General features: G+C 38.2%; 21 protein-coding genes. 6 read left to right on the top strand and 15 right to left on the bottom strand.

The genetic code is table 11. The features are described 5' to 3' along the window. Positions 1 to 45: 45 nt before the first annotated feature. Positions 46 to 705 (bottom strand): YneB family resolvase-like protein, encoded by a 660-nt coding sequence (locus tag WYK_RS14330; RefSeq protein WP_040375156.1) that lies wholly within the window; start codon positions 703 to 705, stop codon positions 46 to 48. A 36-nt stretch (positions 706 to 741) separates the two neighbouring features. Beyond that, positions 742 to 1,053, bottom strand: a complete 312-nt coding sequence (gene yneA / locus WYK_RS14325; RefSeq protein WP_040375155.1) for a cell division suppressor protein YneA — start codon at positions 1,051 to 1,053, stop codon at positions 742 to 744. 157 nt (positions 1,054 to 1,210) lie between these two features. Here yneA and lexA point away from each other — a divergent pair, with 157 nt between their 5' ends. The 5 genes from lexA (at position 1,211) to WYK_RS14300 (ending at position 5,427) form a co-directional block, all read left to right on the top strand. Then, positions 1,211 to 1,834 carry a transcriptional repressor LexA gene (gene lexA / locus WYK_RS14320; protein ID WP_040375154.1) on the top strand — a complete coding sequence of 208 codons (624 nt, stop codon included), beginning with the start codon at positions 1,211 to 1,213 and terminating at the stop codon, positions 1,832 to 1,834. Between the two features lie 390 nt (positions 1,835 to 2,224). After that, positions 2,225 to 3,049 (top strand): amino acid ABC transporter substrate-binding protein, encoded by an 825-nt coding sequence (locus WYK_RS14315; protein ID WP_040375153.1) that lies wholly within the window; start codon positions 2,225 to 2,227, stop codon positions 3,047 to 3,049. Continuing rightward, a complete protein-coding gene (locus tag WYK_RS14310) occupies positions 3,033 to 3,737 on the top strand; it encodes an amino acid ABC transporter permease (RefSeq protein WP_040375152.1) in 705 nt (234 codons plus the stop codon). Before WYK_RS14315 ends, WYK_RS14310 begins: the two co-directional genes overlap by 17 nt. 29 nt (positions 3,738 to 3,766) lie before the next feature. Then, positions 3,767 to 4,507, top strand: coding sequence for an amino acid ABC transporter ATP-binding protein (locus WYK_RS14305; RefSeq protein WP_040375185.1), 741 nt, complete (start codon positions 3,767 to 3,769; stop codon positions 4,505 to 4,507). 725 nt (positions 4,508 to 5,232) lie between these two features. Then, a complete protein-coding gene (locus WYK_RS14300; protein WP_051387532.1) occupies positions 5,233 to 5,427 on the top strand; it encodes a YqaE/Pmp3 family membrane protein in 195 nt (64 codons plus the stop codon). 436 nt (positions 5,428 to 5,863) lie between these two features. Here WYK_RS14300 and WYK_RS14295 read toward each other — a convergent pair whose 3' ends face one another. From WYK_RS14295 to WYK_RS14245, 10 genes are all read right to left on the bottom strand, one after another. Then, positions 5,864 to 6,094: a hypothetical protein gene (locus tag WYK_RS14295; RefSeq protein ID WP_040375151.1), complete on the bottom strand. Its 231-nt coding sequence runs from the start codon at positions 6,092 to 6,094 to the stop codon at positions 5,864 to 5,866. Positions 6,095 to 6,158: 64 nt separating this feature from the next. Then, positions 6,159 to 8,072 (bottom strand): alpha/beta hydrolase, encoded by a 1,914-nt coding sequence (locus WYK_RS23340; RefSeq protein ID WP_051387531.1) that lies wholly within the window; start codon positions 8,070 to 8,072, stop codon positions 6,159 to 6,161. A gap of 70 nt (positions 8,073 to 8,142) precedes the next feature. Next, on the bottom strand, positions 8,143 to 10,239 hold the full coding sequence (locus WYK_RS14280; RefSeq protein ID WP_040375150.1) for an ADP-ribosylglycohydrolase family protein: 2,097 nt from the start codon (positions 10,237 to 10,239) through the stop codon (positions 8,143 to 8,145). 31 nt (positions 10,240 to 10,270) lie between these two features. Next, positions 10,271 to 11,413 carry an ADP-ribosylglycohydrolase family protein gene (locus WYK_RS14275; protein ID WP_040375149.1) on the bottom strand — a complete coding sequence of 381 codons (1,143 nt, stop codon included), beginning with the start codon at positions 11,411 to 11,413 and terminating at the stop codon, positions 10,271 to 10,273. Between the two features lie 13 nt (positions 11,414 to 11,426). After that, on the bottom strand, positions 11,427 to 12,884 hold the full coding sequence (locus WYK_RS14270) for an extracellular solute-binding protein (protein WP_040375148.1): 1,458 nt from the start codon (positions 12,882 to 12,884) through the stop codon (positions 11,427 to 11,429). A 44-nt stretch (positions 12,885 to 12,928) separates the two neighbouring features. Next, positions 12,929 to 13,807, bottom strand: coding sequence for a carbohydrate ABC transporter permease (locus tag WYK_RS14265; RefSeq protein ID WP_040375181.1), 879 nt, complete (start codon positions 13,805 to 13,807; stop codon positions 12,929 to 12,931). 11 nt (positions 13,808 to 13,818) lie between these two features. Then, positions 13,819 to 14,721: an ABC transporter permease gene (locus WYK_RS14260; protein ID WP_040375147.1), complete on the bottom strand. Its 903-nt coding sequence runs from the start codon at positions 14,719 to 14,721 to the stop codon at positions 13,819 to 13,821. Positions 14,722 to 14,768: 47 nt separating this feature from the next. Beyond that, positions 14,769 to 15,077 carry a DUF4387 domain-containing protein gene (locus WYK_RS14255; RefSeq protein WP_040375146.1) on the bottom strand — a complete coding sequence of 103 codons (309 nt, stop codon included), beginning with the start codon at positions 15,075 to 15,077 and terminating at the stop codon, positions 14,769 to 14,771. After that, positions 15,074 to 16,432, bottom strand: a complete 1,359-nt coding sequence (locus tag WYK_RS14250; RefSeq protein WP_040375145.1) for an acyclic terpene utilization AtuA family protein — start codon at positions 16,430 to 16,432, stop codon at positions 15,074 to 15,076. Before WYK_RS14250 ends, WYK_RS14255 begins: the two co-directional genes overlap by 4 nt. 306 nt (positions 16,433 to 16,738) lie before the next feature. After that, entirely contained in the window at positions 16,739 to 17,596 is an 858-nt protein-coding gene (locus tag WYK_RS14245) for an N-acetylmuramoyl-L-alanine amidase (RefSeq protein WP_040375144.1), read from the bottom strand. 169 nt (positions 17,597 to 17,765) lie between these two features. Here WYK_RS14245 and WYK_RS14240 point away from each other — a divergent pair, with 169 nt between their 5' ends. Continuing rightward, positions 17,766 to 17,981: a hypothetical protein gene (locus WYK_RS14240; protein WP_040375143.1), complete on the top strand. Its 216-nt coding sequence runs from the start codon at positions 17,766 to 17,768 to the stop codon at positions 17,979 to 17,981. A 77-nt stretch (positions 17,982 to 18,058) separates the two neighbouring features. On the opposite strand, the gene WYK_RS14235 is transcribed toward WYK_RS14240, so the two are convergent. The 3 genes from WYK_RS14235 to WYK_RS14225 form a co-directional block, all read right to left on the bottom strand. Further along, positions 18,059 to 19,444 carry an L-cystine transporter gene (locus WYK_RS14235; protein ID WP_040375142.1) on the bottom strand — a complete coding sequence of 462 codons (1,386 nt, stop codon included), beginning with the start codon at positions 19,442 to 19,444 and terminating at the stop codon, positions 18,059 to 18,061. Between the two features lie 576 nt (positions 19,445 to 20,020). Then, positions 20,021 to 20,554: a PadR family transcriptional regulator gene (locus WYK_RS14230; RefSeq protein ID WP_040375141.1), complete on the bottom strand. Its 534-nt coding sequence runs from the start codon at positions 20,552 to 20,554 to the stop codon at positions 20,021 to 20,023. Positions 20,555 to 20,607: 53 nt separating this feature from the next. Beyond that, on the bottom strand, positions 20,608 to 21,620 hold a 1,013-nt coding region (locus WYK_RS14225), incomplete at its 5' end, for a YhgE/Pip domain-containing protein (protein ID WP_040375140.1).

Here is a 21,620-nt window from a genome sequence, read left to right as displayed (position 1 = left end):
AAATGATACTGCCATGTTATATAAAGAAACATAAAAATACAAGTTCTACGATTCCGATTCGGTTACTTTCTGCTTTTCAAATTCTAAAAATCGTCGATGTACCGTTGCCTTAGAAACCTTATGTCCAAATCCACGCAGTGTCGCCGCTATTTCTTCAAAAGTCAGACCATTTGCACGAAGCTTGGCAATTTCTTCGACTGGTACTTCTTTACGTTCTCGGCCGCCGATATTCCCTCTATTACTAAGGTTTTTCTGTGGACGATACCCCTTTTCAACCGCCCTCAGCATCCCGCGCTTAATTTTTAAATTATGTAACTTCCTTTGATATTCTTCAACAATTCCTACAATTTTAATGACCATAGCATCCGAGTCGGACAATTCCATTTCCCCATCATGAGCCATCGAAAAAATTTTGACTGATTCTTTATTTATAACATGAAACAGCGCTATTTTCGCATTTCCACGGCCTAACCGAGTCTCATCCTGGATTAACAGCGTATCGGCTTCTTTAGCTTTAAATAGATCGAGCATTTCAAAAATCCCATCCCGATCTAAGTCATAGCCGCTTGCCTGTTCTTTAATAATGGCCGCTATTTCAAAATTCCATTTTGAAGCCATCTTGACTAACTCTTCTTCTTGCCTTGCCAGGGAGGTTTCTTGGCTTTCTTTCTCTGTGCTCACCCGACAATAAATAACTGCTTTCATGCTGACATCCAACCTCTTTTATATAAAAATTTCATTTTAATCACGGCTTGCCACATTTATGACCTTGTGATTTTGCAATACGGGAATCACAATCGTATCTCCCGGTTCCAGTGTATTTGCATAAACGCTATTATTCTCTTCTATCCAATCAATGAATTGCAGCTTTGTCAATTCCCCAGTATTGTATTGATCAACAATTGTCGTCACGTTATCGTTTTCTTTTAACGTCACAGAAAGATATCCATCCAATTTTTCCGGATTTATATTAAAGGAAAATAATAATGAAATAATTGCTACCATTCCTGCCAGCATTAATGTGTAAGTGTAATTTTTAAATAAAGATTTCATGAGAATCCCTCCAAAAGCGAATGTTTGTTCGTTTAATCTACTTTGATTATAAACCGAACATTTGTTTCTAGTCAAGCAATATTAGAACTTATGTTTGTATCTTTAATTTTGCCATGATATAATCATAGTAAGAAAAATTAGCAAATGAGGTGCCAAAATGACTAAACTATCAAAGCGCCAACAAGACATCTTAAATTTCATTAAAGATGAAGTCCGTTCCAAGGGATATCCGCCGTCTGTCAGAGAAATCGGAGAAGCTGTCGGCTTAGCATCCAGCTCCACGGTTCATGGTCATCTTTCCCGTCTTGAAAGTAAAGGCTTAATCCGAAGAGATCCAACTAAGCCCCGTGCCATAGAAATACTCGGTCAAGAAGAAATGAATAATATACCTAAAAGCAACGTTATTAATGTTCCTTTACTTGGTAAAGTAACTGCGGGTATGCCTATTACAGCCATTGAAAACATTGAAGAATATTTTCCATTGCCAGAATCAATGGTAGCGCATGATGATCAAGTGTTTATGCTAGAAATCATGGGGGAAAGTATGATTGAAGCTGGTATTCATGATGGTGATTATGTCATCGTTAGACAACAAAGTTCTGCAAACAATGGAGATATTGTCGTTGCTATGACCGAAGAAAATGAGGCAACTGTTAAACGATTCTTCAAAGAAAAAGACTATATTCGCTTACAGCCGGAAAACTCGAGTATGGAACCGATTATTCTTCGCAATGTCACTCTGCTCGGTAAAGTAATCGGCTTATATAGAACCATTCATTAAAAGAGCTTATACGCTCTTTTTTTATGGAGATTTTTCAGAATTTCCATCTACTTCTATACAGGAAGAATCTAGTTTATGTAAATCATCCAATTACATAAACTAGATTCTTATAATATCCCACATCCAATACTTCCCTATGTGTCGACAACCTTTCTGAAATACAAAAAAAGGCACCTGCATCGCAGCTGCAATATAAAATGATTAAATGATGTTAGTAGCCGACGCAACATTTCTTCCCCAATCGTATTCGGTTCAATGCGTGAAAATCCGTATAATTCATCAAGATTCATTCACACTAATGATATAAGTTATTTTCATTGACTTTTTTCCTTTTCTTGTATAGGATCACAAAGTATCAATCCCTATCAGATTACTAGGAGGTCTACCGAAATGAAAAAAATAGTTGCACTTTTATCCCTATTGTTAGCTTTCACGGTTGTACTTAGCGCTTGTGGTTCAAATACAAAAAACGAGGCAAACAATACCGACAATAAATCTTCTTCACAAGAAAATCTATACGATAAAGTCAAAAAAGATGGCGTATTAACAGTCGGAACTGAAGGTACATATCCGCCTTTCACATTTCACGATGATTCGGACAAATTAACGGGCTTCGACGTTGAAATTGCTAAAGAAGTGGCAAAACGCCTTGGAGTGAAAGCTGAATTCAAGGAAACGCAATGGGACGGCATGTTTGCAGGGTTGGATGCGAAACGTTTTGATATGATCGCAAACCAAGTGGGCATTAATGAAGACCGTCAAAAGAAATATGATTTCTCGGATGCCTATATTCAATCAGGTGCCGTACTGCTTGTACACAAGGATAATAATGATATTAAATCATTCCATGACCTAAAAGGTAAAACTTCGGCACAATCCTTAACGAGCAACTACAATGACCTGGCCGAATCCCATGGAGCTAAAGTTACCGGCATCGAAGGGTTCTCCCAAAGTGTTCAGCTTATTGGTTCCAAACGGGTGGATGCCACGATCAATGACAAATTGTCGTTCCTTGATTATAAAAAGCAGCATCCAGATGCGCCAATTAAAGTGGCCGATGAGGAAGAAAACGGAGCTGCAAGTGGTTTAATGTTCAGAAAAGACAGCGGCAAATTAGTGGATGAAGTAAACAAAGCATTAAAAGCGATGAAAGACGACGGCACGTACGCTAAGATTTCAGATAAATGGTTCGGTGAAGATGTTTCTCCTAAGTAATATTTTCAACGACCCTGAGCGTATGAACCACCTTGTTTCCATCGCGCAAACCTCCCTCTATCCAATGATAGAGGGAGCTATTAAAAATACAATTCCACTAACTTTGATTACATTCGTTCTTGGTCTTATTCTCGCAGTTCTTACAGCGTTGGCTCGATTATCTTCCATTAAAATATTTCAAATAATTGCACGAGTATATGTGTCAATCATCCGTGGGACACCATTACTTGTGCAATTATTCATTATCTTTTATGGGCTGCCGAACCTAGGCGTCACCATCAGTCCTTTTATATCGGCTATCATCGGATTCTCACTAAGCGTTGGAGCATACGCTTCGGAAATTATCCGTGCATCTATTTTATCGATACCAAAAGGGCAATGGGAGGCGGGCTATTCAATTGGAATGACATATACCCAAGCTTTGAAACGTATCATCTTGCCGCAAGCGGCTCGTGTATCCATTCCCCCGCTTTCAAATACGTTCATCAGCCTTTTAAAGGATACATCGCTTGCATCACTGATCCTTGTAACGGAATTATTCCGCAAAGCACAAGAGATCGCTGCAAAAAACTATGAATTTCTATTACTCTACATCGAAGCCGCTGCCCTATATTGGATTTTGTGTACGATTTTATCTTTCATTCAAGGAAGTATCGAGAACAAGCTTAATCGCTATGTAGCAAAATGAGAACCACAGCAGTTAAAGGGGATTTTAACATGATCAACATTAAGAATCTTCATAAATCGTTTGGTGACCTTGATGTATTAAGGGGCATCGATTTGGAAGTGGAGCAAGGGAAAGTCATCGTACTGATCGGGCCTTCTGGTTCAGGTAAAACAACCTTTCTTCGGTGTTTGAATCTCCTTGAGGTGCCTACGGACGGGACGATCGAGATCGATCAAACGGTGATGGACTTCAATAAGCCGGTCAAGAAAAAATCGATTACCTCTTTCCGCAGTTTGACAGGGATGGTATTCCAAAGCTATAATCTCTTCCCTCACAAAACGGCCCTGGAAAATGTAATGGAAGGTCCTATCATTGTGAAGAATATAGCGAAACATCAAGCGAAAGAAACGGCGACAGCTCTGCTGACAAAGGTTGGATTAGGTGAAAAAATCGATTTTTACCCTTTTCAATTGTCCGGCGGACAGCAGCAGCGTGTCGGCATTGCAAGGGCCCTGGCCATGGAGCCGAAGGTCATGCTGTTCGACGAACCCACCTCTGCCCTGGATCCTGAATTAGTTGGAGACGTGCTGAAGGTAATGAAAGACTTGGCAAAAGAAGAAGGCATGACAATGATCGTTGTTACTCATGAAATGCGTTTCGCTCGCGAGGTCGCCGACGAGGTCATCTTCATGGATGAAGGAAAAATAATGGAACGGGGAACACCCGACCAAATTTTCACCAGTCCGAAAGAAGCGCGCACACGTAAATTTCTCAATCTGATTCAAGGATGATCTTGTGCATTTTTCGCAAAAAATCCCCCATTCTATAGATGGGGGATTTTTTGCGCTTCAACAATTATGGGGAGCTTCGATTCGATTAGCCCGGGCATGATAATTCTGAAAAAGAATCAATGCAAAAATGGAAAGGACCGTGCCCGATAAAAATGGCAAGCCAATTGAAATGGAAATATACATTAATTGTAAATGTCATTTCTGAATAAGTGATTTTAACGCGATTCGCATCCAATGACCAAGAAATTCCCACAAGAAAAAACCCAATTTCAGTAAGAAATTGAGGTTTTCTTTTCCATTCATCTAGAAAAAGCAGCCAGCATCCATTCTGGCTGCTTTCTTTATGGGGATAACTAGTTTCCCGCCGTTACTTTGTCCGTTTCTAAAAATGCTTCAAAGTGATCTATACAATACAATGATCGTGCTGTAATTGTGGATTTTTTACAATTAACACATGAATGGTTTTTACTTCCTTCACCAACTTTAGATTGTCTTTTATTATTATTCATGTCTACCATTTCCCTTGCTTCATTATTTTTAAAGCGTTTACAATTATTTATTTCCAAATACCTAAGTTATTAGACGTATGAAAGAAATAAAAAATGAGGCTACGTTCCTATTTACGGTAATTTTTATAAACTCTAATTTCCAAAGTTCTTTATGATACAATTGACGCATACACAATCCCGATAGATCTAGTTACATTGGATAGGAGGAAAAATTTAATGATGTATTTACTTGCCATTCTTTTACCGCCTGTTGCTGTTTTATTGTCAGGTAAGCCTGTACAAGCCGTACTCAATTTTATTCTGTGTATCTTTTTCTGGATACCTGGTGTGATCCACGCGATACTCGTAGTTAATGAAAAAAAAGCAGATAAAAGGGCAGCAAAAATGTATGCAAGGTCACGACAAGACTAAGTTTTCAATAAACCCTTAAAAAGGGTTTATTTTTTTCCAAAAAAAATGCAGCCAAACCCGTTTGAGCGAGTTAGGCTGCACATGAACAAAAAGAAAGCAATTCCAGCAATAGAATTACGATCTTTCAAACATATAATAACATATCCTGTCGGTTAATGTCGACTACAATTATTCTGAAAATATAATTTAGTTATTTTTTCTTATTTTACTATCTTTAATTATTCCTTCCATCAGTAGAAAACAGGTCTATTTATCCATATATACCTTATATACTCTATTTATTTTTTGCTACTAAATAATCATTACAATCTGTAAATAATGGTTTCTTTATTCTCCCATTTGAGAGTAGTTCTAAAAAATTTTAAAAAAGGTATTTCTCTATAAATTAAAAAGAGTAGACATAAGAAGTTCTAACCTTTTCTAATGCCTACTCTTTTTAAAATTCTTCTCGTAAATATTTACTCATTAATTTTTCGATCACATATTCCCGGCACTCTGGTGATAAGCTTGATCTCTTGTGATGAAGTAAATCCCCGTATGGTCTTCCTCCGATAAATTTCACTTCTCCTTCGAAGGGTCGGTTGCCGTTCGAATCATATCCCTTTATTTTCACAAATAAAGTATTGTATTCTGTTTTAATGCTGTCTATGATGGTTAGGCTATGCACATCTCTTTCCCCCTTTAGTTAATCAAAAACGGTTTAAGAGAGGAAGTCAAGGCTGTTATTTTTCTTAATTGGTTTTTCCTAAGCCATTAGTAAACATATATTGTAACCCCTTCTCAAACCCCTCTGCCCAAACTGACATCCCATGTCCTCCATTTAAAATTCGTAATTCTGCTGGACTCCCCGGAACATCTGCCCACTTTTCAAAGTCTTTATTGTAAAGGTTTGAGCGGTGAAGAGCTTGATATAGATTGACTGCCTGCACTTCCATATTATATTTGTTTGCATCCTTCGGTAAATCTTCTTGCTCGCTTAAATGGTTCCAATCATCATCTCCAGTTACGATATACATGGGAACCTGATTGGGTTGTTTACTATATTTTTTTAGTGCTGCTGGGTAATTTAGTTCGTCCCAGATTTTCGAATCAAAGGGCTCTCCAAATGATCCTCTTTCTACAGCACCCGAAGTAGCTGGGGCATCCTTATCTTGAATGGCAGGGCTAAGTAAAGTCGTACCAGCAAACAAGTCAGGGTAATTGAGCGAATAACGTAAGGCTCCATACCCGCCCATAGAAAAACCGATTAAACCTCTACCTCCCCTAGATGCTATCGTACTATGTTCCTTGTCAATTTTAGGGATTAGGTCGTTGATAATGGCTGACTCAACTGCTCCATATTTACGTGAATTGACCCAATAGCTATTCCCAGTTATCGGCGCAATCGCAATAAATGGACGCGTCTTCTTCTGTTCTATCATTTTATCAATGATTGGCCAAAATGAATTCCAGCTTTCTTCATTTCCAGTGCTTCCGTGCAGCAAGTAAACCACTGGATACTTATTTTTCTTATTATATCCTGGAGGCAGGTACCTGTTATACGTTAATTGGTCCAGCCCTGGAGTAGAGTCGTTAACAAGACTTGATGCTGTAAATGTTTCTGTCGTAACCTTCCCTTTCTTTTTAGACTGATATTGTTTTAGATCGTAAGCTGGAGAATAAGACTTTCTTTCTTTTTTGTCGAATAAATACTTTACTCCTTCTTCAAAACCTTGAAGCCATACCTCTTTTCCATGTCCGCCATTCATGATTCGAAGTTCCGCTGGGTTTGATGGGACATCTCCCCATTTCGGAAAATCTACTTGAAAGAGATTTTTCCGATGTAGCTCCTGATAAAGTTGGATGGCTTGAACTTCTAAATTATATTTAGCTGCATCGGATGGTAATTCTTCTTTTTCACTCAGATGATTCCAATCATCATCACCAGTTGCAATATAGATAGAGACCCTATATGACTGTAAAATATATGAATCAATCGCAGTTGGATAATTTTTGGCATTCCATAGGTTCAAGTCAAATGGGTCTCCAAAGCTCCCTCTTTGTACTGCTCCTGATGTTTCTGGAGGTTCTTGTTGTTGAATAGCAGGGCTTAATAAAACGGTACCTGAAAAGAGTTCTGGATAAACCAAGGAATACCTGAGCGCCCCATACCCGCCCATAGAATATCCCGTAAGAAATCTTCCTGAACGGTTTGCGATTGTATGGTATTTTTTATCTATAGTTGGAATGAGGTCTTTAATGACAGCAGATTCATAGTGACCATATTTCTCTGAGTCCACCCAATAGCTGTTACCCGTTGAAGGAACGATTGCAATCACTGGTTCTATTGTCTTTTTTTGAATCATCTTATCAAGCGTTTTCCAAAAATCATCATAACTGTTTTCATTGCCATTGCTTCCATGTAGTAAATAGATAACCGGGTAGGCTTTTTTACGGTTCGTGTCGTATCCTTTCGGAAGATAGACTTTATAAGTAAGCTGATCATTATTTTGAGTAGAATCATGCCTAAGTTGAGACGAAGTTAGTTTATTTACCACAGTCATGCTTTTTCCGTGGTCTTTTGCGTAAACGGTAAAATCAGAAGTAAAGATGGCAGAAATGATGATCATGACAATCAAAAAAGCAAACCCAATTTTTTTACTCAAATTTGGCAACTCCTTTATCGTTTCTAAGAAATAAGACAGAGTTATCTCTGCCTCATTTCCATATCCAACCTTACCCCACTTCTTTAATTTTGAATGAAGAAATCACTGCTTCTCCTTTTTCGAGACAGCCAAATCCGAACATTCCTTTCGAAAACCTTGAATCATTGTGTTCAATTAGTTTCTCTTCATCGATATAAAAGCAGATTTTATTTTCATGGTATTCAACCTTATATACATAGGCTTGATGATGCTTCCATTCAAAGGGGACAGTAATTAACCGTTCATACCCAAAATCCTTTTTTATAAATGAAACCTGGTTACTGCCATCAAATCCAATTAAATATTGACGCTGGATGCCCTCAGCTCTAAAAATCAGTTTATGACTTATACCCACTATAGGCGTAATTACTGCTTCAATAACTGCATCTTTCGTATAGTAGTTACCTGTATAACTGGAGCAGTCTTCAGAAGCAGAGTACTTCATCGTCTGTCCATCCAATTTCCATTTCCCCTTGTTATGTGCAAATGGAGTCAAGGAACCAAATTCCTCGAATTGCTTCGAAAAAGCAATCGAATAATCTACCTGACCTGTTATATGAAAGTTATCCACATATAGGGCCCCTATCGCTCGACAGGTAAGAGTTGAAGAACTTTCAATTCTATACCCCACTTCATCAATTAACGAGCCGTCTGTATCTGGAATACGAAAATCAACATGATTCCAAGTTTGATTATTCAGTTCACATTTGGTTAGGTACAAACATTCTTGATTATCCGTGATCCGTACATACGGGGTAACAACAAGTCCTGCACCTTGCCATTGATCTAAGAAAAAGTCTACGGAAACCGTTTGACCTGAATAGGCTTTAGGTGCAAATGTTGGTTTATATTTTTCATCATTGAAGTCCTGTCTGCGATAAAAAGGTTTATAAAATACCTTACTCACATCACCTTCAACCATTCTATCGAAAATCACTTCTAAGGATCCTTCGCCGACTTGTTTATTATGACGAAGAAACGCTTTAAAGGGATTATCTGTTTTAAACCCATGCGTCGAACCTGGTAAGTGAAAATTAAAAAAGACATCACCCTGCTTAATCGATTCTTTCACTTCTTCTGGTGGTTCTATGCCTGCCATTTGGTAACCCAGCAACGCCAATTCCTGTGTAAATGTCGGCAGGTCAACAATATTTAAATAGCCAGAAACACTTGAAGCAACAATAGAATCATTAATAGGTTTTCGATAATGCTCCGGGATTCCTTCAAGACCGGTTAGGACCCCTGTTATCGTTCCAACCGTTCCCGCATTACAATCCGTATCCCACCCGCACATTACTGCTATTTCTATCGTCTTTGAAAAATCTCCTTCTCCATATAGGAGCGCTAACACACATACCGCCGCATTCGGGATAATATGACATATTCCAGGGTATTTATCATACCCCCAGAACTCTTCTAAATATTGACGGCATAGCCGGAAATTAGCCGGGTTTTTGTGGTGAAAGCTGATCACTGCTCTAACCATTTTCGCATAAGTCGAATCACTTGGAATCATACTTAATCCGGTTTGAAGAACTTCTTTTATAGACTGGGCGGAGAAAGCGTTGGAAATACAGGCTGCCATAAATCTCGCTCCATATAGACCATTCAAATCATGTGAAACACTTGCGGCAACTTCAGCATAATGTGCCGCTTTTTCTATAGCAGTAGGAAAGATTAACCCCCAGCTGTCAATAAAAATTTGTCCGCCAATTTGTTCAGCCATGACCACACCATTCACCTTGGCCGAACCAGACTGCGGAGCTTTAATCCCTTTCTGAAGGTTTGTGAACGCTCGATGCTCTGTACTTATATCTTCTCCGCCCCACCAAATCATTCCGATTCCTTCACGGCAATAATTCATCCAGGTCTTCCCTACATCCTCCGCCTCGATCTCCCTACCCTTCGCTTCGTCATATAATGATCTGATAAAAAAAATCGGACCATTTGCATCATCATCTGCTGAAAACGTCTTATAGTCTTTTACATAGCCTTTTATATCGCCGTGCACCTGTTGGATTCTTTCTGCCGTCCACTCTAATGGTTCAAGAGGGGCACCTAGTCTAATTCCGCTGTTCATACCCAGTACACCCGCATATAACTTTTCTAAATATCTCTCAGGAATCATAAAATCCCTCCTGTGCACATCTGCAGCAGCCTTAAAACAGTTTTCTTCTTTTTTCATTCATTAAAATGTCTTTCTTAATTATGCTTTCAGCGACAGAAGCAAATTGCTCAGCTACCTCTTTGTAATTCGTTTTGTTTATCGTTTCAAGCAGCTGTTTATCAGTTTTCTTTATTACTGAATCTCCGTACATTGCCCCAAGGATAACCCCAATCATGACACCGATTGAATCAGTATCTCTTCCTGAATTCACCCCATCGTAGATGGATTGGTAGTACTCCCCGTTATTTAATACAATAAAGGCAAGTGCAATTGGCAGTTCTTCAATAGAAAATAATCTGCTGGGTGTATAGTGGTTCGCAGGGATACCCAGCTTCTCACTGGTACGTTTAACATCATCCTTCATAGGCGAATAGACAGCAAGAATACCTTTGAACACTTCCATTACTTCATCCATGCCAGCTGCACGAGCTTTGAGTTCTCTTGCTGCACCCGTCAGCTCTTCAACGGCCTTCCTGGTACCATCCTTCGCCAGCATAAGAGCGGTTTCAATAATATCATCGACTGTCACATCAGGCTCAAATGCCTTAGCTACGCATGCCGCTAACACACCGGCTGCTTCTAATCCATAGCTGTTTTGATGTCCCATCGCAAATAATATTGCTTCATCATAGGCGGCTTTCGGATTTCCTGCATTCACAATACCGAATGGGGCAATATACATAGCGGCACCGCAATTAACCATATTGCCAAGTCCGCCTTCTCTTGGTTCACAATTAGCCAGGACATGACGGATAAAGATATATTTTTCAGGATAAAACAACCGATCGATAATCATCGCTTTTTTATCGAACTCAGGAATATAGGTCGGTTCAAAGGCTATCCTCTTAACAAAACCATTCCCCATATCATATGCATCTAGGTGCCTTTTTTCCTTTATAAAAAGGTTTATTAAAACGATTGTCAATAGGGTATCATCTGTTGTAATTCCATTTCCGCGCTTCTTCCCCATTGTCTCCTGGGTATTTGTTTTATACCACTCTGTCTTAAGTGATTCCACACGGCCATATCGGTCTTTAATCTCCTGGTAACTTAACTTTTCAATAGGAGCACCTAATGCATCGCCAAGCGCGGTTGAATAAATCACCCCGCTGACTTTTTCCTGAAATGAGGGCATCCATAGAACTCCTTTATTTTATATTTTTATTCGCATACTCAGTTACTTCATCGCCGCCTGCCTTCTTCCACTCACTGACAAACTTATCGAAATTCCCAATCGGCTGTTTACCTGTAATAATATCCGTGGCATATTCTTTGTAGAGATTTTCCATCGCGTCCCATTTAGACACGAGTTCCTCTGGAATAAGAAAAAGATTATCCTCACTGTAAAATTCGTTCGCAAGTTCTCTAGATTTTTCAGCAGGTTCACTTAATAATGGGGTTTTCAGCGGCTTTTCAGTTGTGAACTCTTCCGGCTCCCAGTATCGTGCATACCACTCATTATAATATTTCTCGTTTAGTTCGATGCCTGAATCAGTTACTTGGTAGTGCTCCCCTTCGAAGCCAATTCGATCAAACATTTGACCTTTAGGACTTGCAAGGTAATCTAGAATTTTGAACACCGTATCCTTGTTTTTGGACTGAGATGAAATAGCTAACCCGCGTGATTCTTTGGTAATATCAGTCGGGGCATATCCTTGAAATTCACCTTTTGCTGGGGGTAGAACGGAAACTTCAGCATTATCGCCATTTACCTGTTTCATTTTCCCATTATAAATATCAACCACTTTACCATTCGTTCCTACGATCACCGCTGTTTCACCATCATAAAACGCTTTTTCTTTGGTATCCCATTGCTTCGTTAAATATTGCGGATCAAGCAGACCTTCCTTATATAACTTATTGTAAAAAGCAAGTTTCTCTTTTTCTTTTGTTGATACTTTGGAATATTCATATTCTGTGCCATTTTTTAACCAGGTTTGGTTAATCCCAAAGGCCATTTCAAATAGATAATCAAGCTCCCCAATATCCCCTGCAGTGGTAATGGCATATTTAGGCTTGCCTTCAGACGATTGAGCCACGAGTTCCTTGAAGAACGTATAGTAGTTATCTACTGTTGGATTTTCCATTAATTCTTTTGAACTTGCCGTCTGCTCCAGCCAATCTTTCCGGATAACGGGAGTTTTAGAATCCAATGGCTTAATCCATAATAAATAAGGATAATTCTTCATTCTTTCCAGATTATGTGTCCCCAATATTTCTTTAATATAAGTAGATTTCTCAATATATGGTGTTAGATCTTCTAATAATTGCTGTTCAACCATTTGCTGATCGCCGCCTTGAAAATAAATTAAATCAGGAATATCTCCGCTGAGAAGCAGCAAATTTAATTTTTCAGAATAGGTTCCCTGCGGCATTTCTACCAGTTCAAATTTAACATCTAACTTTTCATCCTTTTTCAGAGCCTTTTCTAGGTTAGCGTAATAGGTTTTAGCCACTGGGTTGGAGGGCCCTTCATCTTTGTACACTACCCTGATCGTTTTAGTTCCTCCTGAATCGTGTTCGTTTTCTTTTGCTGTTTTATCTGAACATGCAGCCATCGAAAGTATCAATAATAGTGTGAACATGAATAAGGCTAATTTTTTCAAAATAAATCCCCCTCTTTTAATCTTGCAAAAGTAATGTATAACAATTAATCCTTTACTCCACCCTCGAGTGCACCCTTAGCGTAATATTTAAGAATGATTGGATAAAATATCAATAATGGTACCATTGAAATGATAATCGTCCCAGCCTGAAGGGAACCAAAGTCTAACGCTGCCACTTGTTCATAAGAGAGAACATTTTGTGCACCAAGTAATGATGTATTATCCCGCTCGACAACAAACTGCCTAAGGACCACTTGAAGCGGCCATTTATTAGGATCAGTTAAATAAATGGTTGCTCGAAAATACTCGTTCCAGTGATAAATGGCATAAAATAATCCTAAGGTAGCTAGACCGGGCTTCGACAGTGGCAGCATAATTTTTGTAAAAATTTTAAAATGACCTGCACCATCTATTCTTGCCGCTTCCAAAATACTATCCGGGACATCCTCAAAAAATCTCATTAAAATAAATAAGTAAAAAACATTGATTGCTTTGTATAAAATAAGTGATAAATAGGAATCCAATAATCCTAGATCCTTAACTAGCAGATATTCGGGAATTAAGCCTGGTTCAAAGACCATGATGACAATTAAAAAAATAATCACTAAGCGTTTCCCCACAAAGTTCGTCCTTGCTAATACATAGGCAGCCATCGCGGTTAAAAATAGATTTAACGCCGTACCAGCAGCAGTGATGAACAAACTGTTAAAAATACTTCTGACAATCAGTGGATTTGAAAATAACACTTCGTAATTGATTAATGAAAATCCTTTTGGAAATATATCCAGCCCCTTCAACTCATGAACTCTTAAAGGATCTGAAAATGACATGGCTAGTAGATTTAAGATTGGAATAAGGATAGATAGTGAAATGAGAAAGAGAATTCCGTAGATAATAGCTGTCGTCCAAGTTAGTTTTTTCAGCATTCTCATTATCACCACACCCCTTTTCCGCTAACTTTTTTCGAGATAAAATGAGTACTGAGAATTAAAACAACCCCAATAACGCCTTTGAACAAACTAGCTGCTGTTGCATAGGCATATTGACCATTCAAGATTCCAATTCGGTATACGTACGTATCAAGAATGTCGATTACACTGATGACTGAGTCATTAATCATATTAAAAACTTGGTCAAAACCTGCATTCATAAAAAAGCCTAGGTTAAGTATAAACACGGTTACCACCGTACTTAATAGTTCAGGTATGGTGATATATCGCATTTGCTGAAGACTCGTCGCCCCATCCATTTTAGCCGCTTCATATAAACCAGGACTTATTTTCATAATGGCCGCCAAATAGATGATGGAATCCCATCCGGCACTACGCCAAGTTTCTGAGATTACCAATACCCATCGAATATGGTCTTTACTTGTCATATAATCTAAAGAAGGTAATTGAAAGAAATTCCGAATGACATTAATTCCGCCATCCACCGGGCTTAGTAAACTAATCCATACACCAGTAATGACCACCCATGATAGAAAATGAGGTAAATAGATGACTGATTGAACATATTTTCGAAAAGGACCGTTTCTCACCTCGTTAATAATAAGTGAAAGAATAATTGGAACTGGGAAGAAAAAAATCACTTTCATGGAACTAATAATAATCGTATTTTTTAAAACGTCTAAAAAAGCTGGAGAACTAAATAACACGTTAAAATGTTTCAGTCCCACCCATACGTTGTCGCCGATTATCCGATAATCTTGAAAAGCCAGCTTCATACCAATTAGAGGAATCACATGGAAAATAGAAAAGTACAGTAACGCTGGCAGCAACATAGCGTATAAGACCCAATCTCTTTTTATCTGAAACCATAACCGCTTTTCTCTCATAAGAAGTGCTCCCCTTTATCTATCTGGTCGTTAATCTTTCACTTTTTTCAAAAGCGAATATTCATCAATGGTGCATGCTGCTGTGCTCCGTATACATCTCGATCCCCAATGGAGCCGGAAGGGATATCTCGTAAAATCGTAATTTTCACTCCTAACGCCTGATCATAAAAAACTAAATGTCTGACTTCCTCCTTTGATAGATTATACAAATCACAAATTGCTTTCACTGAGATCTTTCCTGAATCCTTTACCAACTGATAATTCTCGATGCTGTCAAATAAAATATCCAGAGTGAGTTCAAACGGACCTGAATTTTTGCTTCTTAAAACTTTAGCAAGCTCATATAAAGTTCTCATTTGTTCACCTGTCTGTACTCAATCTTGAAAGGGCTTACATCCACTTCCATCAAATGATAAACGGAAAATTCATAGACAGGTCCAAATTCAATATCACTTGGAGCAAATGGAAAGGCAAGGTTCCCTGCAGTAGATTTTCTGTTTTCCAATCCATAATGCAGTAAAGTTGACCGCGCAGTTGCACAAATACTGTTTGCAGTTTCTTGCGAATTACCAGTTACTTCAAGTAAAACACCAATTTCGTGGCCCGTAAACCTTTCTTTTTCTTTTTCGCCAAGAACTGCATTTATTCCATAATTATAAAATCGAATGCTGTAGTCTTCTATAGGGATTTCATCATAGTATCTTTGAACTTGTGCTCTAACTTCCTTTTCTATTCCTTCTATATGATTAATCAAAATAGGATCCCTTATCCCGGCAATAACAACCGTCCGATATGCCGCTTGCCTTGCTCCCTCAAGCTTAATTAAATAGGGTTTAGTTGGAATGTATTGACTGTTCGACACTTCAACCACTCCATCATACTCTTTATAACGACAATTCTTTAAATTCAAGGTAAAACCAGGACCATGAAGAATATAAGGATGCTCTTTCTCATAAAACGTATGAGCAGCAACGCTAATTGACGTACATTTTCTGTTCGGATTTAGAGACTTAACAGTAAAACAATCATCCTTTAATGTTCCCATAATACAGTCCTTGGTAGTGCCAGGTTCCGCACATAATGCGCCGCATTCTAAGATTTTCCCAAGATGATAGGCTAGACCAGGATCCTTTTTGTGAAAGATCCCTAAAGCAGCAAAAGGAGCAGGATCATAAGCTCTTCCACAAACAATGAGATCAGCACCGTTCTCTAAAGCTTCAAGTATCGGTTCATGCCCCATTTGAGCAACGATACCATTAGTTTCCCTAATAGTTTCATTTGTCAAAGGCTTAATATTGGGACTTAATGGAGTAACTTTTCCCAAATCATTAGCCATCATCACCCTGTCGTTCGGTATATCCCCCCAGATAACCGCTACTTTAGCCGAAATAGTATGTTCTTGACATATTTGATCAATGATATCTAACGTCCAATCAACATGCTTTTTCGCACCTGCCCCGCCGGCAGATCCAATAATAATAGGGATTTTATTGACTGTCCCATTTGTGATAATGACTTCCAAATCCTTTTTAGCCGCCCGTCTACTTACAATCGATACTCCAGCTCCTAGTTTATGAGGACCTGCATCTGTCGATCCTGCATCCACAATAATCCCATGGGGATTTTCTTTTATCCCGTTCATAAATGATTCAATTGGAAATCCATAGCCTAACATTCCACATGGAGATAATATCCTTATATCCTCAACCATCTCTCCACCCCATATCTTTGTTTCTCGTAGTACAAAGAATATATGCTTATTTTTTCATGTAAATCATAAAAACCGTTAATAATCAGGAGAAATAAACTAAAAAAAAACACCTGCTCCATTTATGAGCGGTGTCGATGGTTGAGTATAAAAACAGCCAGACGTTTTAGGGGCGTCTGACTGCACATGAGTAAAAAGAAAGCAACTCCTGCAAGAATTACCTTCAAGTCATTATACCCTCGATGTCGATTTTTGTCGATTATTTATTAAATATAAAATATAATATTTTTTCTCTCAGATTTCTTCGCTTTATTTTACTCGTAACCTTTTACCAATTTGGATTGTATAGTTGCTGTCAAGATTATTCCAAGCCTTTATCTGATTAATACTGCTTCCATACTCTTCAGCAAGTGCGGAAACCGTATCTCCTTTTTTCACTATATAATAAATTGTTTCTATGACATGTACGATTAGTTTCTTACCGATGGGAAGAGCTGTTGGATCAATAGTTGAATTCAATACTTCTAGACGAGCCACAGTTGTATCGTAATCTTTTGCAATGGAGTAGAAAGTATCTCCTTTAACCACCGTATGAAACGTCTTTTCTTCAATGTTCTCGTGCTCTTGTACTTTTTTTAAAGCAAATGCCTTTACTAACCCATTAACATGTCCTCTGGCAAGGGCTTCAATGAATGAGGTTGTTTTTAACTTAGATGCATCACTGCTAGAATCGATGAAACCATTTTCCGTTAAAAGAGCCGGCATTGTCGATTTTCTCAACACATGAAAATTGGCCGTTTTCTTTCCACGGTCCGTAAAGTTAACCAACTTCATTACTTCAGAGTGGATTGCAGATTGATACGTAGTCGCAGGCGTTCCTGAACTAGGATATATATAACTTTCAAAACCTGTTCCGCCCCCTGAGTTAATATGGATCGAAAGGAAAAAATCAGCACCCCATGCATTGGCTTGGTTGGTTCTATCAGATAAAGATGGGTACGTATCTCCCGTTCTACTCATTTTGATAGAAACATCCTGATATTCTTTACTGAGAATTTCTTTTATTCTCGTTGAAATTTGTAAAGTCAGATTTTTTTCCTTCAACCCATTTCCCACTGCCCCTGGATCTGAGCCTCCGTGTCCTGAATCAATATATATTTTTACCAAAATAATCACCTCAATATAGAGTATGAGGACAAGATACCATTGCTTGTACGCTTGCTGAAAAAAATATGTTAAGTGAAAGTGGACGATATACTTATCTTGTTTCCTAATTAAAATGTACAAGCCATTATGAAACATCATCATAAATTATCAGTATGGAAGGTGATGAATAATGACTAAAGAACAAATCGTAAAAAAACTAACTTCACGAAAATTCTGGGTACTCATTGCCGCTTTTATTGGTTCCCTTCTAATGGCCTTTAACTTTGGGGATAATCAAATTGCTCAAATCACGGCAATCATAACCAACTTCGCATCAGTAGCCATTTATATTTTAGCTGAGGCAAGTGTAGATAAGGCGGCAGCACAGGATAAGAAAACGGAGTAAGTTTCCGCTGGATGAAGTTGGAATTAAAACAAAAAACGCTGCCGAGACATATTCTCGACAGCGTTTTATTTAGATTCTTACATATCAGCTTCAGCTTTTAATGAACCATCGCTGTACATCTCTTTATCTAAATCACCTGTTACTTTACTTGTCAAGATTCCCGAAGTCATACTTCCGCTGACATTTAAAGCTGTTCTTCCCATATCAATCAACGGTTCAACTGAGATTAGCAGACCCGCTAAGGCGACCGGTAAGTTCATTGCAGATAATACTAAAATCGCTGCAAATGTTGCTCCTCCGCCAACTCCTGCAACCCCAAATGAACTGATCGCTACAATGATAATTAATGTTGCAATAAAAGATGGGGTCAATGGATTGATTCCAACCGTTGGGGCAATCATCACAGCAAGCATCGCTGGGTAAATACCTGCACAGCCATTCTGACCAATTGAAAGTCCAAATGAACCAGCAAAGTTGGCAATCCCCTCAGACACCCCTAATTGTTTCTGCGTTTGTATGTTTAATGGCAACGCTCCAGCACTAGTACGTGCGGTGAAAGCGAAAGATAGGACTGGAAAAGCTTTTCTGACGTATGTCAACGGATTTAATCCAGCTGCCAACAGCAATAATAGATGAATGGCGAACATAATCAGCAAGGCGACATAAGAAGCACCCACAAATTTTCCTAATTTTAGAATGGCATCTAGATCACTTGTTGCAACAGTCTTCGTCATAATGGCTAAGATTCCATATGGTGTCAAACGTAGAATTAATGTAACGACTCGCATAATAACACTGTGTAACGTGTCTACAATCTTCGCGAAAAATTCAGCTTGTTCTGGTTGCTTTCTTTTAACACCTAAATAGGCGATTCCCAAGAAGGCTGCAAAAATAACAACAGAAATAGTTGAGGTCGGGCGCGCTCCTGTTAAATCTAGGAATGGATTAGCAGGAATTAATTCTATAATTTGCTGCGGCATCGTTTTTTCTTGGATCGTGCCGTAAGATTCCGTAATTTCATCTCCACGACTTACTTCTGCATCACCCTGTTCAATTTGAACAGCTTCTAAGTCAAATACGGTAGCAGCCGTAATCCCTATAGCAGCTGCAATCCCAGTTGTAACAATTAATATACCGATAATCAGGAAGCTAATTTTACCGATATTACTCGTTAATTTCAATCGAGTAAATGCTGACAAAATCGAAATAAAGACAAGCGGCATAACAATCATTTGCAGGAACTTAACGTATCCTGATCCAACTATGTTAAACCAATCAGCCGATTGAACAATGGCATCTGAATTAGGTTCATAAAAATACTGTAAGAGAAGACCAAATAAAATCCCTAATCCTAATGCCGTAAATACTCTTTTCGTAAACGAAACGTGTTTTGTATTCATATAGAACAAAACCGCTAAAAGAACAATCATAATAGCAATATTCAATAACACATAACCAACCATCTCTCATCCTCCTAATTCCGATTGAATAAATCGGAATAATAAATACCTGAGAACTATAATACATCATAAGATAATTATTTACCACAAAAAAATCTGACCCAGATGCATTCGAAAATCACCTGAAAATTCATATGATTTCAGCAATTTATAATGCTTGATAAATCGATAAATCTCCTCAGTTTCACCATAACTCCACATTATTCTGCCACTATGCCATCCTGTTCATTCCAACGTTCCTTTAGAAAACCATCATCAGCCTAAGTATGATTACATTTGAGTATAATTAACCTCAATCGGATGTAAAACAAGCATATTTTGATCTAGTTTACTTTAATCTGCGGAGATTAACATATTAATCATCTACCTACCATTTAAACGAGCTTACTAAACAATCTTTTGGACCAAACTAGAGAACTTTCAGCCCTATCCAACCTTTATTCTGCCCATTCTTCCATTCATTCGGCCTTTTAAGCAAAATATTCGACCCTAAAAACTCTACGACAAAAAACCACCTCCTTTCAGTCTAAATTGAAAGGAGGTGGTTTCTTGTATTAAAAGGTTGAATACATAGGATTTTTATATTTCCTTCTGTTGAATCTGTTTAATTAACTCTTTAAGCCAAAAAATGGTGTGCTCTGCTCTAGTTGAATAATAGCCATCCAAGTATTTTATGAGTTTTTCTTTATCTTTATCTACCTGGATTTCAAAATCCATAATATGTTCTCGGCGAGTTATGAATTCTTTTAAATTTTTTTCTAGTATTTCGACGACCTTATCACGATCCACATGCTTGATATAAGCTATGCCTACAATCATATCACTAATAGAACCAGCATTTTCTAGCAACTTGTAGATCTTTTTAGGTAAATCTTCACGACCTTTAGCCGTAATCCCAAACACTTGTTTATCTGGTCGATGTTCTTCTTTTATTACTTCTACTGTCTCAATTAACCCTTGTTTCACTAATGAATCAAAATGATAGTAGAGTTTACTTTCTGTTAATCCACCCAATTTATCAAATGGAATCGGCTCTGAAAGCTGTTTTTTTATTTTATAAGGATAATTGTTACCTTCTATCAGTTTGCACAATATAAAAACTTGTATGGACATTCTTTACGCTCCTTCAAGAAGAATTACCCTTATTATAACAAAATATCCACCATTTAAGCAGCTTCCGTTTCAGTTGCTTGAATCTTTAAGGGCACTTTTTTGTGAACAAATGCAACGATGAGAATATTGATGAGCATCGCACCTAGACCGACAGCAACCATGGACCAAAGATATGGGCTTGGGCTAATACTGCTATAAAGATTTGCATAGTATGCCTGTACTGAGTAGTACATTGGTGAGATGTAGCTCATCCATTCATATGGTGCATACATCATATCACGTGTAATCGTGGCACCATTTGCAATGGTTTGTGTTAATAAAATGGGAATGTTTAAAACCATACCGCCATCACCAACTAAGAAAATCAAAATAGCTGTGAAATTGAAACATACCATATAATTGAGGATCTGTTGACCTAACGTACTAAAGAATAGGTCCCCGCTTGGATCATTCACTAAATAAGTTATGCCTAACGCAACGAATGACGATACGACGGCAATCAATATCGCTGTCAATTGCACATACATGAATAAACGTGCCTTGCTCGCTTTTCCACGGCTTTGTCTAAATGAGGCTACTAATTGCATCGCGCCGATCATGGCCCCAACATATCCTGCCATCGTTAAGAACATCGGCAGCATATTGTTATGCATACCATCTGGTACTTCATTGATAGTCACTACATTTCCTGCATAAGCTGTTTCGATTTGTTTTGCCATGTCAGCAGCTTTGTCTTCTGGTAAATTAAAATTCATCAACACGCCCTGAGCTGTTTGTTGAGAAAATTGGGCACTCAACTGATTGTTAATTTCCGCAACGATTGAGGTCATTGAAGAAGAGACAACCGTTGCCCCTGCTTCATTAATAGTAAAGTCGATACTTGATGACGTTTCGCCGTTTTGCATATCCGCAGAGAATGTTTTCGGGATGTGTACGACTAAAGCTAAATCATTTTTATTTAAATCTTTTAACGCTTGTTTATTTGTTACATCCGTCTGTATTTCTTTAAACGGTAAGTTTTCTTGTAATTGGGTGGCAATCTTCTCTCCGTATTCTCCAGAATCAT

The organism is Peribacillus psychrosaccharolyticus ATCC 23296 (genome assembly GCF_000305495.1).
Taxonomy (GTDB): Bacteria; Bacillota; Bacilli; order Bacillales; family DSM-1321; genus Peribacillus; species Peribacillus psychrosaccharolyticus.
The sequence above is the reverse complement of the archived record's forward strand: the minus strand, read 5'-3'. Positions and strand labels throughout refer to the sequence as shown.

Coding starts and splice junctions, on each gene's coding strand:
- WYK_RS14260 (WP_040375147.1), bottom strand. CDS start 14,721: ATGAGAGAAAAGCGGTTATGGTTTCAGATAAAAAGAGATTGGGTCTTA.
- WYK_RS14310 (WP_040375152.1), top strand. CDS start 3,033: ATGTTTCTCCTAAGTAATATTTTCAACGACCCTGAGCGTATGAACCAC.
- WYK_RS14230 (WP_040375141.1), bottom strand. CDS start 20,554: ATGTCCATACAAGTTTTTATATTGTGCAAACTGATAGAAGGTAACAAT.
- yneA (WP_040375155.1), bottom strand. CDS start 1,053: ATGAAATCTTTATTTAAAAATTACACTTACACATTAATGCTGGCAGGA.
- WYK_RS14280 (WP_040375150.1), bottom strand. CDS start 10,239: ATGATTCCTGAGAGATATTTAGAAAAGTTATATGCGGGTGTACTGGGT.
- WYK_RS14250 (WP_040375145.1), bottom strand. CDS start 16,432: ATGGTTGAGGATATAAGGATATTATCTCCATGTGGAATGTTAGGCTAT.
- WYK_RS14255 (WP_040375146.1), bottom strand. CDS start 15,077: ATGAGAACTTTATATGAGCTTGCTAAAGTTTTAAGAAGCAAAAATTCA.
- WYK_RS14235 (WP_040375142.1), bottom strand. CDS start 19,444: ATGGTTGGTTATGTGTTATTGAATATTGCTATTATGATTGTTCTTTTA.
- lexA (WP_040375154.1), top strand. CDS start 1,211: ATGACTAAACTATCAAAGCGCCAACAAGACATCTTAAATTTCATTAAA.
- WYK_RS14330 (WP_040375156.1), bottom strand. CDS start 705: ATGAAAGCAGTTATTTATTGTCGGGTGAGCACAGAGAAAGAAAGCCAA.
- WYK_RS14315 (WP_040375153.1), top strand. CDS start 2,225: ATGAAAAAAATAGTTGCACTTTTATCCCTATTGTTAGCTTTCACGGTT.
- WYK_RS14240 (WP_040375143.1), top strand. CDS start 17,766: ATGACTAAAGAACAAATCGTAAAAAAACTAACTTCACGAAAATTCTGG.
- WYK_RS14305 (WP_040375185.1), top strand. CDS start 3,767: ATGATCAACATTAAGAATCTTCATAAATCGTTTGGTGACCTTGATGTA.
- WYK_RS14300 (WP_051387532.1), top strand. CDS start 5,233: ATGATGTATTTACTTGCCATTCTTTTACCGCCTGTTGCTGTTTTATTG.
- WYK_RS14275 (WP_040375149.1), bottom strand. CDS start 11,413: ATGCCCTCATTTCAGGAAAAAGTCAGCGGGGTGATTTATTCAACCGCG.